This window comes from Candidatus Delongbacteria bacterium (genome assembly GCA_020634015.1).
Taxonomy (GTDB): domain Bacteria; phylum CAIWAD01; class CAIWAD01; order CAIWAD01; family CAIWAD01; genus JACKCN01.
Genome location: JACKCN010000006.1, coordinates 80,876 through 93,830 on the forward strand (window position 1 = coordinate 80,876; position 12,955 = coordinate 93,830).

Here is a 12,955-nt window from a genome sequence, read left to right on the forward strand (position 1 = left end):
GTTCACGCTTGCACGCCTGACCGCCGCGAGGCGGACACCCACAGCCGATCCAATACACAACGCGGATGCCCCGGGCCTGAGGTCAGGCAGCGTCGGGGACCATCCTGTCAATGGAAGGAGACCTTGATGGAAGGAACAACCGGCCCGAACGGTCCGTCGCCATCCGTGACGCTTCAGCTCGAATCCCTGCTGAGCATGCAGCGCGAAGGCAGGTATGAGGATGTGCAGAATCGCTGCAAGGCACTCTACGAGTCCGAGAAGCACCAGATGGACAACGCCGCCGCGATCCTGAAGTGCTGGGCCAATGTGCTGGTCTGCCTGGGCACCTACGACGTGGCCATCGGGCACTTCAAGCAAGCGTCCGAGCTGTTCGCCAACCGCGGCAACAACCAGGAATCCTGGTACTGCGCCGACGCCGCCCGCACCGTCCAGGAGCGCGAAAGCCTGCCGGTTGAGTTCGTGGAGTTCGTGCGCACGACCAGTGGTGGCACCCTGGACTACCCGCGCAATTTTCCTCAGTAGAATCCGGGGCAACCCGGCCGTTCGTGACCGCGTCCCTCAGGCCCCGTGCATCGTTTCCAGAATCCGGGACAGACTGCCCGACACCTTGCGGGCCACGTTTTCCAGCGTGGCATTCTGGACGAACCGGCTCATCATCAGCGGTTCCATGGCGGCCACGACACAATGATCCTCTTCCTGCCAGATCACCACGTTGCAGGGCAGCAGCACTCCGATCAGAGGTTCCACCTCCAGCACCTGGTGGGCCAGCGAGGGGTTGCAGGCACCCAGAATCAGGTATGGGGCGTGATCCAGATCCAGCTTCTTCTTCAGGGTCGCCTGCACATCGATCTCGGTGATCACACCGAAGCCCTCCTCCTGAAGCAGCTCGGTGACACGGGCAACGGCCTGCTCGAAAGGCAGCCGCGTGGTACTGCGCATGGCGAAGGGCGGAGTGGAATGGGACATCGGGGCCTCCGGAGAATGGACGATTCGGCTTGCATTTTACATAACCGAACAGTAATGTAGTGCCGGTCAGGGGCAAGCACAAGCCGATTTTCTCCGGACTTTGCTGGCCACCGCAATGCTGCAAGGACACCCGATGAGCAATTCAACCCCAGCCGATTCCGCGGATTTCTACGAGAAGATCTCGGTGGTGCTCAAAGCCATGTCCGATCCTTTGAGGCTCAAGCTGCTGCACTGCCTGAAACAGGGCGAGTGCTGTGTGTCCGATCTTGTCGACCAGGCCGGAGGCTGCAGTCAGGCCAACGTGAGCAAGCATCTTGCGGTACTGCGCACGGCGGGTCTGGTCAAGGTGCGTCGCGAGGGACTGAACAGTTACTATTCGATTCGCGACCCGATCGTGTTCCAGATCTGCGATGCGGTCTGTGATTGCCTGCGCCGCCAGGTGGACAAGGATTCGGCCATGCTGGGAGCCATTCAGGGCCTGGCTGGTTGAGAGGACTGGTTGAAGACCGGTCCGGTCTTCGACGGAAGAATCCCCCGGGCGGGTGCCGCCTGAGAGTGCAAGCCGATGTGATGTGATGAGTCCTGCGGCTCCCTTTCCGGATGGAGGGGAGCCATTTTCTTGGAGACCCGATGATCGATCTGCAGATCGCCACGTTCAATGCCGACAAACTGCGCGAGTTCAGCAACCTGCTGGAACCGGCGGGTTACCGTGTCCTGGGGGCCTCAGCCCTGCATGGATACAACGCCCCCGAAGAGACCGGCGCCACCCTGGCGGAAAACGCTCTGATCAAGGCGCGTGCCCTGCATCTCCGGACGGGGCAGATTGCCATTGCCGACGACACGGGCCTGTTCGTGGACGCGCTGGATGGCCAGCCGGGCGTGCATGCGGCACGTTTCGCCGGCCCCGGCTGCAGTTACGAGGACAACGTCCGCCTGCTGCTCGAGAAGCTGGTGGAGGTGCCCATGGACGAGCGCACCGCCCGCTTCGAAACGGTGATCGCCGTGGTGGGGCCCGAGATCGAGCATCTGCTGGTGGGTACCTGCGAAGGGCAGATCACGGAAGACGCCCATGGCACGCAAGGTTTCGGCTACGACCCCGTGTTCCAGCCCGATCGTCAGCAGCACACCTTCGCCGAGATGACTCTGGAGCACAAGAACTCGATCAGCCATCGCGGGCTGGCGCTTCAGGCCCTGCGGTCCTGGTTGATCACGCAGCGCCCTCCCGAAGACGTGGCCGGCGAAGACGCACCCGCAGAAGACGTGGCCGGCTGAGCCTTCTCAGCTCCTGCGTGGATCCGGTCCGTGGGCCTTGCCGAACAGCGGATTGGTGAGCGCGAAACCCTCGTCACAGGCCATTCTGGCCCGCAGCCAGCCCCGCTCGGGAACCACGGGCAGTGGACAGCTCCAGCGTTCGCTGTGGGGACGATGGCGCTGGATCACGCGCTCGCCTTCCGGCCCACCTTCCAGCAGCTCCACACAGCGCACGAGTCCCAGACGACCGCCAGCCAGTGCCAGCAGCTCCCTGGGGCCGGCCTCCGTCGTGAACACGGGCGTGCCGTGTCCGTCCTGAAAACAGAGCACGGGCCCGTTGCCCAGCAGCACCCGCCCGGCACGCAATTCCTCCAGCACACGGTCCGGTGTGGGCTCGTCCGTCAGGATGCCGCTGCGGTGCCTGCCGAAGAGATGTCCGCGATGGCTTCGCACGCCCAGCAGGGGCAGGGTCAGTTCGCGTCCCAGTGCGAAGTTGCCGTGGCTGTCGTTGCCGGCCAGCAGGACCCCCCGCCAGCCCTCGCTCCACAGCTTGCGCGCCTTGTCCAGACCCGCGGCCAGGCTTTTTCCATCCAGTCCATTCAGGGCCTGCCAGTGGCCCAGTTGGCGCAGTTCGGCCAGCGACCAGTCCCGGCGCCGCAGGAGCAGACCCTCGAGACGCCCGGGGGCTTCGCCGGGATGGGAGGCGACTGCCAGCCCATGGTCCCCCATGGCCTCCAGGGCATCCAGCAGACTGTGTTCCGCACGGCGGAAGGGCAGGCCCTCGCCGTTGTCGCTGCTGCCGGCCAGGGGGCGGGGAGGAGCCAGCAGCAGCAGGTGCAGGATGCCCCCTTCCAGGCCGCCACAACTCAGTTCCTCGCCCAGCAGGATCCGTGCTCCACCCTCTGAGTTGAGCTGGAGTATCTCCCGCCGCAACCGGTGCCAGCGCGGCCAGGCGGGATCGCTGCCCATCCCGGGGCCCTCGCGATCGTCCAGATCATAACTGTGGTCCGTGACACAGAACCAGTCCAGGCCTCCCGCCCGGGCGGCGGACTTCAGCAGGGGCAGTGGCGGACCGAATTCCACCGGGTCGCGCGTGGCCGCACTGTGTACCTGCAGATCGCCCCAGGCCAGTCCGGGCAGGCGAGGGTCGGGGCCGGGCGCCACCGTGATCCGCAGGGGATGCTCGGCGAAACCACGGGCAAGCTGGTTGCAGAAAGAGCGGGTCCGGCCGTGGCGCTCGGCCACGCCGTCGATCCAGAGGTCCCAGGTTCCGGGCTGTTGCGGCCGGAAGTGGCCCAGTTCCACGCCCGCCAGTTCCTCGCTCAACGACCAGTCGCCCCCGAGGGCCTGTTGGCCCGGGCGACCGTCGGGGTCCAGCCAACGCAGTCTGAGCGAGTGGATCCGGCAGGGAAAGAGGTGTGCATCACGCCAGACCATGAACAGGGGAAGGGGCTCGTCGGGCAGCAGCAGCCAAGGGGCATCGAGGTAGACTTCGGGCCAGTCCTGCCAGACCCGGCTGAATGCCGGACCCACGGGCGCATAATGCAGTTCGGCGTAGTGGTGGGGGCCGCCCCTCATCGCGGCAGGATCCGGGCCAGCAGCCGTCCCAGCCAGTTCGCGGAGCCCGCCGTGGCCGCTGGTGTGTCGTGCGTCGAGAGCAGGCGGGCCCAGGCGTCCGCGGCCATGGTATCGGGGTCGCCATCTCCGCGCCGTGGCCAGCTGGCGATCCGCACATCCTGCCCGGCGAGTTCCTCGTTCAGCTGGATCACGAAACGCTCGATCCAGTCCTGCCCAGCCCGGGCCAGTACCTGCCTGGAATCGCTTGCCCCGGGCTCGGGCACGATCGCCAGAATGCGGGCCCAGCCGTGACCCACCATCGCCGGCCCCAGGCCGCGGCACAGCTGCAGCAGGCTGAGCTGGTTCAGTTGCAGCCAGTCGGCCTGGGTGATTGGGTCCTCGTCCAGAAAGGTGCCGTCCAGGCGGGAATTGGCGGCGTGGACCAGCAAGCGCACTCGCAGCGAGCGCTCGCGCAGATCCTGGAGCAGCAATTCGGCCCCGTTGGGCGACGCCAGATCCACGGGCAGCACCAGACAGCGTTCCCCGCACAGCTCACGAAGTTCCAGGGCCAGTGCATGCAGGGCGGGCTCGTCGCGCGAGGAGAGCAGCAGGCCCAGCCCGGCGGCAGCGGCCTTGCGGGCCATGGCTTTGCCCAGAGTGCCGCTGGCGCCCGTGATCAGGGCCCAGTCCCGGTTGTCGAAGACAGGTGGCGTGTGGTTCATGCGGGCGAAGCTAATGGATTGCAGGCGCAAAGAGAGACAGCGGAGTGCTGGATGTCGCGGCGAGGATGTCCCGGGGCTCGCGGCCCCGGGACATCCCGTATCCGTTCAACTGCCCGGGCTTTCCGCTTTCTCAGTGGCTTGCGAAGCGGGCGCCTGTGTCCGGAAGTCCACGGCCGTCCAGCCTTCGGCAAGCGGGGACGCGCAGTCATCCGCGCGCGAGTCGTTGATGGCACAGTCCTGCTTCCCACCGGGAAGCATCGGGGAGCCTCAGGTGGGCACCCCCAGTTTCGGCAGCAACCAGCGCTGCAGGAACAACCAGGCAGCGATGATGATGAGGATTTCCAGCAGGTCTTTCATGCGGTTCCTTGTGATTCGGATGCGCAACATCAACGGTCCTCACGCAGCCCCAGCTTGAGGAAGAACCAGATCGCCGGGCAGTTGCGTGAAAACGCGCTCTGCAGCAGATTCACACCCACGAAGATTCCCAGCCAGAAGAATCCGGGGTGTACATAGCGGCTCAGCAACAGGCTGAGCAGAACCATCGAGCCGGCCAGCAGACGCAGGGCCTGATGCATTCCCATGATCGTATTCCTTTTGCATGGGCGTGGCACGGCTCCCGCCATGCCACGCCCGGTTGTTCAGTCTTCCTGTGAATTCTCGTCGGCCATCGCGGTGCTGCCCATCACCATTGCCGTGCCCACCGTGCTCAGGTACATGTAGTACATCAGTGGAATCACGATCAGGGTCAGCAAGGTGGAAATCATCACTCCGCCGATCAGCGACACAGCCAGACCCTGGAAAATCGGGTCCAGATAGATCACGCCCGCGCCCACCACCAGGGCCAGGGCGGTCAGCAGGATCGGCCGGAAGCGCACACTGCCCGCGGAGAGCACGGCGTCTTCCAGGCTGCGGCCTTTGCGCAGTTCGATGTTGATGAAGTCCACCAGCAGAATCGAATTGCGCACGATCACTCCGGCCAGGGCGATGAATCCGATCATGGACGTGGCCGTGAAGAACACGCCCAGAATCGCGTGACCGGGCAGGATGCCGATCAGGGTCAGCGGGATCGGGGTCATGATGATGATGGGGGTCACGAAGGACTTGAACCAGCCCACCACCAGCAGATAGATCAGCACCATCACCACCGCGAAGGCCAGACCCATGTCGCGGAAGACCTCGTAGGTGATGTGCCACTCGCCGTCCCACTTCAGAGACCAGGCCTGACGGTCCTGGGGCAGGTGGGTGGACATCACGTTCAGCGGGGTGCCGTCGGGCGTGCTCACATCGGCAATGGCTTCCTTCATCTGCAGAATGCCGTAGACCGGGCTTTCTTCGGTGCCGGCCAGCTCGGCGGTCACATAGGTCACCGGTTGCAGGTTCTTGTGGTAGATGTAGCGCTCGGCGGGCAGCGTCTCGCGGCGCACCAGCTCCGACAGCGGGACCATGGCGCCGTTGGCCGCGTGCACACGCAGGCGCAGCAGGTCATCCACGGAGCTGCGCTGCTCGCGGGCAAGGCGCAGCACGATGGGCACTTCCTCGCGGGAATTCACCACGTGCAAGCGGCCGGCTTCGGCTCCGGCGGTGGCCAGACGCAGGGTGCGCACCACCTGTTCGACGCTGATGCCGTGGCGGATCGCCTTTTCGTGATCCACGTGCAGTTCCTCGCGGGGCACGGCGTCCTCGACCATCCAGTCGGTATCCACGATGCCCTGGGTGCTGGAGAAGATCGAGCGCACCTGTTCGGCCACCGACAGACGACCTTCGAGGGTGGGGCCGTAGATCTCGGCCACCATCGTGGACAGCACGGGCGGCCCGGGCGGCACTTCGCTGACCTTGATGTTCACCCCGTGCCGTTCGGCGATGGGCAGCAGCAGTGGGCGCACCGACTTGGCGAAATCGTGGCTCGCCTGGTCGCGGTCTTCCTTGTCCAGCAGGTTCACCTGGATGTCGGCCTGCCAGGGGCGGTCACGCATGAAGTAATAACGCACCAGCCCATTGAAGTTGAAGGGCGAGGAGCTGCCCACGTACACCTGGTAGTCGGTGACCTCGGGCAGGTCGCGAAATACGGCGGCCAGTTCGCGGGCCGCGGCGTTGGTGCGCTCCAGCGGATAGTTCTCGGGCGCGTCAATCACCACCTGGAGCTCACTCTTGTTGTCGTAGGGCATCATCTTCACGATCAGCCAGTGGCTGGGAATCGTGAGAAAGGACAGCAGCAGCACCCCGAAGACACCGCCCAGCACCAGCCAGCGTTTCGGGCGGCTGGCGATCAGGGGCTTGAGGGTGGCGTGATACAGGCGCCGGATCCACTCGGGGCTGTCCTCGTGCTCGTGCGTGTCGGGCAGGTGGTGTCCGTCGGCGGGGGTGACCTTCTCGTTCTTGAACAGGCGATAGGCCAGCCAGGGAGTGATGATGAAGGCCACCAGCAGGCTGAAGAACATCGCGGCCGAGGCGTTCACCGGAATCGGGCGCATGTAGGGACCCATCAGACCACGCACGAAGGCCAGCGGCATCAGGGCCGCGATCACGGTGAAGGTGGCCAGGATGGTCGGGTTGCCCACCTCGTCCGTGCCCAGAATGGTGGCACGGATGGGATAGCGCGGGTTGAGTTTCGTGTGCCGATGGATGTTCTCGACCACAACGATCGCATCATCCACCAGAATGCCGATCGAGAAGATCAGCGCGAACAGCGTGACCCGGTTCAGGGTATAGCCAAAGGCCCAGCTGGAGGCCAGGGTCAGCGCCAGGGTGACCGGCACGGCCACCAGCACCACGGTGGCTTCCTTGCGTCCCAGCATCAGCCACATCAGCAGCACCACCGAGAGGGTGGCCAGCAGGGTGTGAAAGATCAGTTCATTGGACTTCTGTCCAGCCGTGAAGCCATAGTCGCGGGTCTTGGTGATGGTGATGTCACCGGGGATCAGAGTGCCGCTCAGCCGGGCCACCAGGGCGTCGATCTCCTGGACCAGTTCCACCGCGTTGGTACCCGGTTTCTTGGCCAGCGCGATCGTCACCGCGGGTGTATCGACACCCGGCCGCAGGCCCGGCTTGTGTTCGGCGCCGGGGCCGCTGCCCATCCAGACATAATTCTCGGCTTCGCCCGGGCCATCGGTGATGGTGGCCACGTCGCGCAGGTAGACCGGACGTCCGCCGTATACGCCGAGCACGGTACCTTCCACATCGGCACGGTCGCGCAGAAAGCCGCCCACGCTCAGTTCCATGCGTGTGTTCATGCTCTCGACACTGCCCGCGGGCAGGCGCCAGTTGGCACCTTCCAGGGCTTGCCAGGCCTGCAACAGGCTGCTGTTGTAGGCCGCCAGGCGTGCCGCATCGAAGGCCACGGTCACCGTGCGTGTGTCACCGCCAATGGTCCAGGCCTTGGCGATGCGTGGATGACGCTTGATCTCCGCCCGCAGTTCCTCGGCGGCGGCGCGCAGTTCCGCGGGGGACTTGCCGTCGCCCCAGAGGGTGTAGGCCAGTGCGGGCACGTCGTCGATGGTGCGCAGTTTCACCAGTGGTGGCATCGCCCCTTCGGGCATGGCGTCCATGGTACCGGCCAGCTTGCTGTGGATGCGTTCCACGGCCGCGTCGGGATCGGTGCCCACCTGGAAGCGCGCGATGATGATGCCGCCCGAGGGCTGGCTGATGGAGTAGAGGTACTCCACACCATTGATCTCGTACAGCAGCTTTTCGGCGGGGTCGACCAGGCGTTTTTCGATCTCGGCGGCGCTGGCCCCGGGCATCCCGAACTGGATGTCGACCATGGGCACCTTGATCTGGGGCTCTTCTTCGCGCGGTGTGATCATGACCGCGAAGAATCCCACGAAGAGCGAGGCCATGATCAGCAGCGGGGTCAGCTTGGAGTCCATGAAGGCCGCGGCGATCCGTCCCGCCAACCCGGTGCGCATGTTCACCGGGCTGTCCTTGGGCAATACCGGGCGGGGCAGCCGGTGATCGCTGTCGTTGAAGTTGAGGGGGCTCATTCGGCGCTCTCCCGGATGGGTGTGCCTTCAGGAATCAGCTGGGTCAGCTGTGCCACGACGCGCTGCCCGGCATCGAGGCCGGCCAGCACATCCACCAGACCGTCGTGTGAGTCGCCCAGACTGACCGCACGGCTGCGGGCCAGGCCTTGTGCGTCCACGACGCAGACCAGAGCCAGGCCACCACTGCGATAGATGGCGGATTCGGGAACACGCAGGCTGGGATGTTCGCCCGCGGGCAGCCAGGCCTTGCCCGTGATCCCGGGGCGCAACCCGTCGTCGGGCAGACTGAGCCGCACGGAAACGCTGTGGGTGGCCGGATCGGCCATGGGTACCACCTCCTTGACCGAGCTTGCCAGCCGTCCCAGTTCGGGGCGAGAATCGATGGCCACCTCGACCTCCGTGCCACGCTGCAGGCTGCCGGCTTCACTCTCGGGGACCGTGATCCAGAATTCGTTGCCTTCCAGACTGTGCAGCATTACCAGGGGACGCCCCGGAGCGGCCAGATCTCCGATCTCGACCATGGTGTCCACCACCCGGCCAGCGAAGGGGGCGCGCACGTCCGTCTCGTCGGAGACACTGCGCGCGCTGGCAACGGCACCGCTGGCCTGGGTCACGGCACCGGCTGCCTGGTCGCGCTGCATCAGAGCCGCATCCAGTTCCAGCTGCGAGCAGGCGTTCTTCTCGAACAGACGGCTGAAGCGCTGATGGTTCTGTTCGGCCAGAGTGAAGGCGGCCTTGGCCTGGGCCAGCGCACCTTCGGCCTGGTGCAGCATGCCCTCGTTCATGTCCTTCTCGATCTCGAGCAGCAACTGTCCCTTGGCCACCCGATCCCCGGGGGAGACGTGGATCGCGGTGACCGGTCCGCTGGAACGCCCCATCAGGGCACTCTGCTGGCGTGGCTGGACCATGCCACTGACTTCCAGCATGCGTGTGACGGGACGGCTGTCCACGGATACCAGACTCGCCCGGACCTCGGGCAGGGACTCCGTGCCCCCGGACCCATCGTGTGAGCCACAACCGGCCAGGACCAGACCGAGCGCCAGCAGGGGCAGGACTCGACGTGCAGGAATGCGCATCATCTCTATTCTCCTTCGTTGTTGACGGGGTTCAGGCTGGCACCACTGAGAAGTTCCAGACTGCGGGCGGCCACGAACGCATCGTGACGGGCCACCAGTTCGCGGATTTCCAGTTCACGCAGGGCCGTGCGGGCATCCAGCACATCCAGTGTGCCTGCAACGCCCTGGGTGAAGCGCTCTTCGAGGATACGCAGGTTCTCGCGACCGGAGTCAAGGGCCAGAGCCGCGGTGCGCTGCTGGTCCAGGGCCAGACCAAGGGCGCTGTGTGCCTGGCGCACCTGCAGGCGAACACCCTCCTCGAAGCGGCCGATGTCCGCCGTGTACGCGCGTGCCTCGTGGCGCGCGGCCTGCCAGGCCGAGACCTCGCTGCCGCCCAGATTCAGTTTCCAGCTCAGGGCGGCCAGCACGGACCAGGAGGAGGCATTGCTGCCCAGCGGGTCCTTGTCGAACATGTCGTACCGCGCCACCACACCCGCCGAGGGCAGCAGGGCGCCCAGGCTGGAGCGGCTGGTGAGACGTCCGGCTTCGGTACGCTGGCGGGCGGCATCCAGATCACCGCGCGACTCCAGTGCGCGGGTCACCAGTGCCTGCAGCTCGGGGACCTGAACCGGCAGAGGAGGAGTCTCGCCCAGTTCCCAATGGGTATCCTGGTCCAGTCCCAGACGCAGATTGAGCGCGGCTTCGGCCAGCAGGGCCCCTTCGCGGGCGCTGTTGAGCAGGTCGCGGACTTCGGCGAGGTAGACTTCGGCCCGCAGGACTTCGCTGCGCACCAGGAAACCTTCTTCCTCGTAGGCGCGCGCCTTGTCCACGTGGGCCACCGTGGTGGCTTCGGCCTTTTCCAGCAAGGACACCATTTCGCGCACCTGGTCCAGATCGAACCAGCTGCGCATGGCTTCCAGGCGCACTTCCTCAAGAGTGTGACGCCGCTCGGACTCACCGGCGGTCGCCATCAGGCCCGCCTGCTTGATGCCCGTGACCATGCGCCCGCCCACGAAGAGCGGCAGGCGTGCTTCCACCCGGGTGATCCAGGTATCCAGAGCGTCGGGGTGATTGACCTGATCGGGAAATGCCATCACGGCCGGATCGAATTCTTCCCGGCTGAGTTGCATCCCGAAGTTCTCGAGCGGGCTGGTGGTGCGGTTGAAGACTTCCGACACTTCCAGGCTGGGCAGCAGTTGTCCCATGGCCTGACGATATCTTGCCCGGGCGGCCAGCGCACGTTCGGATGCGGCTTCCACGCGCGGGCTGTTCTGTTCCGCGATGCGGACGGCCCCGTCCAGGCTCAGGGTCTCGGCAGCCAGGGAAGGCAGGGCTGCCAGCAGCAGGGGAATCAGGATTCGCAGGCGTTGGTGCAGCATGTATCCTCCGTTTGCTTGTTTACTTCATAACTAATCGGTAATCTAATAACCGAAATGGAATATGCAACCACCGGAAACGTTTGCCGCCATGCATTCTTTGGTCTTTGATCCAAGGCTCGTGGCAACGATGAAACTATCGCAACACTTTGATTGAAAAGGAGTTCCAGATGAAACTGCAGATTCGCCTCGGGGAAGGCAAGAGGGTTTCCACCGAGATTCGTGGCCACCAGATCTGTTCGGATCAGCCCGTGGAAGCGGGAGGTGACGACAGCGCACCGGCACCCTACGAGCTGTTTCTGGCCTCGATCGGGACCTGTGCCGGGTACTATGTAAAGGCCTATTGTGACGCCAAGGGCTATTCCGCCGAGGGCATCGAACTGACCCTCGAACTGGAGCGTGATCCGGAGACTCGCGCCGTCAAGGCCTTCCGCACGACGCTGTACGTGCCCTCGAGCCTGCCCGGGAAGCTGCACCCGGTTCTGGAGAGGGTGGCGGCCCAGTGTGCGGTGAAGAAGACCATCATGGCCTCTCCCGAGTTCATCATGCAGACCCGTGTGAGGGATTGATCCCCGGGCCGCGCCCTGCTTCGGATTCCCGCCCGGAAGTCGTAGAATCCTGCGTCGGCGCAAAGTGCACCGGCACAAGCGAGGAGTGCGCGATGATACCGCAGATCATGCAGCAGGTGCTGGGGTTCAATCACATTCTGATCACAAGGAACACGGCGGGCGTCGATCATGCGGCCAGCCTTGTGACACACGCGGGCAGCAATTGCGCCAACTGGATTCTGGGGCACATTCTCTGCATCCGGGTGGATCTGATGACCCAGCTGGGCCTCGAGCGTCTGCTGGACGAGATGGAGCAGGCTCGATACCAGCGAGGCAGGTCGGGACAGGATCCGGACTGGCTTCCATTCACCGTGCTGCTCGAGCGTTTCGAGCTCTCGCAGCAAGCGCTGCTGAAGCAGATGCCGCTGATGGATGCGGCTCATTGCGAGAGTCCGGGCAGCCTTGGCCCCTATCAGGACCGGCCCATGCGGGAAGTGCTGGTGGGTTTCGGACAGCACGAGGCGTACCACGCGGGCCAGTTGGGAATTCTGCGACACTCGATGGGGCTGGAACCCGCATTCCGCTGAGCCGGCAAGGAGTCCGCATGAGTGACACAACGACTATTGCCCCCGACGATACCCCAAGACTGGCCCTGATTGGAGACCTGATCGCCTCGCGACGCCTTGAGGACAGGGCCGCCGTACAGGAGGATCTGATCCGGCTGCTGGCCGATTGCAACAGCCGGTATGCGGGCTGGCTGATCTCGCCCTTTCGGATCACGCTGGGGGATGAGTTCCAGGGGCTGGCAAGCAGTGGATTTCCTTTCAGCGACTTTCTCTTCCGCATCAACCATGGCCTGCGTCCCCGGGTCGGTGTGCGACTCGGACTGGGGCTGGGGCGTGTGACGACCTCGCCCAGTGATGTGGTCAGTGATCTGGACGGTCCCTGTTTTCACAGTGCGCGTGATGCCGTGCAGGATGCCCGCGACCGGCAGGCCCTGCTGGCGGTCAAGTCGGCCAGCGGCGAACGGGACAGTCGCTGGCTGCAATCCAGCCTGGTGCTGATCGAGGGGCACCTGCGTCAATTCAGTCTGGTGCGCTGGCAGACCGCCGCCCTGCTGCTGGAATTGAAACATCCGACCGAAGTCGCCCGCGCCCGCGGTGTCACCCGCCAGTCGGTCGAGGACGTGCTGAAGGGCGCACAGATCCACGCAGTCGTGGCCGCCATCGACGCGTTCAGTGAATCGATTGACCGATTGCTTGCAGGCCAATTCGCCTGAAATCGCTTGAATCAGGCAAATCAGCCTGAAACTGTCAGGGCAGGTACCAGCACCCCATGCATCCATCTCCATCTGACTTGCTGCCTGCGGGCCTGCACCTTCCTCCGGATCTGGCCGCCGCGTTCATCCAGCTGTGGCTCGTGCACCTTCTGCTGGGCTTTCTGCTGGAACGCCCGGCAGATGATGACCGGTCCGAGGGCACATTCACTCTCTGGCTGGGC

The 12,955-nt window shown here is 64.8% G+C and carries 13 protein-coding genes; 6 read left to right on the plus strand and 7 right to left on the minus strand.

Translation table 11 applies throughout. The features are described 5' to 3' along the window. The first annotated feature begins 126 nt into the window (after positions 1-126). Positions 127-522, plus strand: coding sequence for a hypothetical protein (locus H6678_11900; protein MCB9474503.1), 396 nt, complete (start codon positions 127-129; stop codon positions 520-522). 36 nt (positions 523-558) lie between these two features. On the opposite strand, the gene H6678_11905 is transcribed toward H6678_11900, so the two are convergent. Continuing rightward, positions 559-939, minus strand: a complete 381-nt coding sequence (locus tag H6678_11905; GenBank protein ID MCB9474504.1) for a DUF302 domain-containing protein — start codon at positions 937-939, stop codon at positions 559-561. Between the two features lie 160 nt (positions 940-1,099). Here H6678_11905 and H6678_11910 point away from each other — a divergent pair, with 160 nt between their 5' ends. Both H6678_11910 and rdgB read left to right on the plus strand, forming a co-directional pair. Further along, complete coding sequence (locus tag H6678_11910; protein ID MCB9474505.1) at positions 1,100-1,456, plus strand: helix-turn-helix transcriptional regulator; 357 nt, start codon at positions 1,100-1,102, stop codon at positions 1,454-1,456. Positions 1,457-1,596: 140 nt separating this feature from the next. Next, positions 1,597-2,238: an RdgB/HAM1 family non-canonical purine NTP pyrophosphatase gene (rdgB, locus tag H6678_11915; protein MCB9474506.1), complete on the plus strand. Its 642-nt coding sequence runs from the start codon at positions 1,597-1,599 to the stop codon at positions 2,236-2,238. A gap of 6 nt (positions 2,239-2,244) precedes the next feature. Here the strand turns inward: rdgB and H6678_11920 are convergent, their stop codons facing one another. The 6 genes from H6678_11920 to H6678_11945 all read right to left on the minus strand — a co-directional run bounded on the left by H6678_11920 (position 2,245) and on the right by H6678_11945 (position 10,910). Beyond that, entirely contained in the window at positions 2,245-3,795 is a 1,551-nt protein-coding gene (locus tag H6678_11920; GenBank protein ID MCB9474507.1) for a hypothetical protein, read from the minus strand. Further along, complete coding sequence (locus H6678_11925; GenBank protein ID MCB9474508.1) at positions 3,792-4,496, minus strand: SDR family NAD(P)-dependent oxidoreductase; 705 nt, start codon at positions 4,494-4,496, stop codon at positions 3,792-3,794. Before H6678_11925 ends, H6678_11920 begins: the two co-directional genes overlap by 4 nt. Before the next feature lie 386 nt (positions 4,497-4,882). Next, positions 4,883-5,077: a DUF2892 domain-containing protein gene (locus H6678_11930; GenBank protein MCB9474509.1), complete on the minus strand. Its 195-nt coding sequence runs from the start codon at positions 5,075-5,077 to the stop codon at positions 4,883-4,885. A gap of 57 nt (positions 5,078-5,134) precedes the next feature. Then, positions 5,135-8,401 (minus strand): efflux RND transporter permease subunit, encoded by a 3,267-nt coding sequence (locus tag H6678_11935; protein ID MCB9474510.1) that lies wholly within the window; start codon positions 8,399-8,401, stop codon positions 5,135-5,137. A gap of 71 nt (positions 8,402-8,472) precedes the next feature. After that, positions 8,473-9,555, minus strand: coding sequence for an efflux RND transporter periplasmic adaptor subunit (locus H6678_11940; protein MCB9474511.1), 1,083 nt, complete (start codon positions 9,553-9,555; stop codon positions 8,473-8,475). A gap of 2 nt (positions 9,556-9,557) precedes the next feature. Beyond that, positions 9,558-10,910, minus strand: coding sequence for a TolC family protein (locus H6678_11945; GenBank protein MCB9474512.1), 1,353 nt, complete (start codon positions 10,908-10,910; stop codon positions 9,558-9,560). Positions 10,911-11,077: 167 nt separating this feature from the next. Between H6678_11945 and H6678_11950 the strand changes: the two genes are divergently transcribed. The 3 genes from H6678_11950 to H6678_11960 all read left to right on the plus strand — a co-directional run bounded on the left by H6678_11950 (position 11,078) and on the right by H6678_11960 (position 12,734). Next, complete coding sequence (locus tag H6678_11950; GenBank protein MCB9474513.1) at positions 11,078-11,476, plus strand: OsmC family protein; 399 nt, start codon at positions 11,078-11,080, stop codon at positions 11,474-11,476. A 92-nt stretch (positions 11,477-11,568) separates the two neighbouring features. After that, positions 11,569-12,042, plus strand: a complete 474-nt coding sequence (locus tag H6678_11955; GenBank protein MCB9474514.1) for a DinB family protein — start codon at positions 11,569-11,571, stop codon at positions 12,040-12,042. Positions 12,043-12,059: 17 nt separating this feature from the next. Continuing rightward, positions 12,060-12,734, plus strand: a complete 675-nt coding sequence (locus H6678_11960; protein MCB9474515.1) for a hypothetical protein — start codon at positions 12,060-12,062, stop codon at positions 12,732-12,734. Positions 12,735-12,955: the final 221 nt, after the last annotated feature.

Coding starts and splice junctions, on each gene's coding strand:
- H6678_11900 (MCB9474503.1), top strand. CDS start 127: ATGGAAGGAACAACCGGCCCGAACGGTCCGTCGCCATCCGTGACGCTT.
- H6678_11905 (MCB9474504.1), bottom strand. CDS start 939: ATGCGCAGTACCACGCGGCTGCCTTTCGAGCAGGCCGTTGCCCGTGTC.
- H6678_11910 (MCB9474505.1), top strand. CDS start 1,100: ATGAGCAATTCAACCCCAGCCGATTCCGCGGATTTCTACGAGAAGATC.
- rdgB (MCB9474506.1), top strand. CDS start 1,597: ATGATCGATCTGCAGATCGCCACGTTCAATGCCGACAAACTGCGCGAG.
- H6678_11920 (MCB9474507.1), bottom strand. CDS start 3,795: ATGAGGGGCGGCCCCCACCACTACGCCGAACTGCATTATGCGCCCGTG.
- H6678_11925 (MCB9474508.1), bottom strand. CDS start 4,496: ATGAACCACACGCCACCTGTCTTCGACAACCGGGACTGGGCCCTGATC.
- H6678_11930 (MCB9474509.1), bottom strand. CDS start 5,077: ATGGGAATGCATCAGGCCCTGCGTCTGCTGGCCGGCTCGATGGTTCTG.
- H6678_11935 (MCB9474510.1), bottom strand. CDS start 8,401: ATGCGCACCGGGTTGGCGGGACGGATCGCCGCGGCCTTCATGGACTCC.
- H6678_11940 (MCB9474511.1), bottom strand. CDS start 9,555: ATGATGCGCATTCCTGCACGTCGAGTCCTGCCCCTGCTGGCGCTCGGT.
- H6678_11945 (MCB9474512.1), bottom strand. CDS start 10,910: ATGCTGCACCAACGCCTGCGAATCCTGATTCCCCTGCTGCTGGCAGCC.
- H6678_11950 (MCB9474513.1), top strand. CDS start 11,078: ATGAAACTGCAGATTCGCCTCGGGGAAGGCAAGAGGGTTTCCACCGAG.
- H6678_11955 (MCB9474514.1), top strand. CDS start 11,569: ATGATACCGCAGATCATGCAGCAGGTGCTGGGGTTCAATCACATTCTG.
- H6678_11960 (MCB9474515.1), top strand. CDS start 12,060: ATGAGTGACACAACGACTATTGCCCCCGACGATACCCCAAGACTGGCC.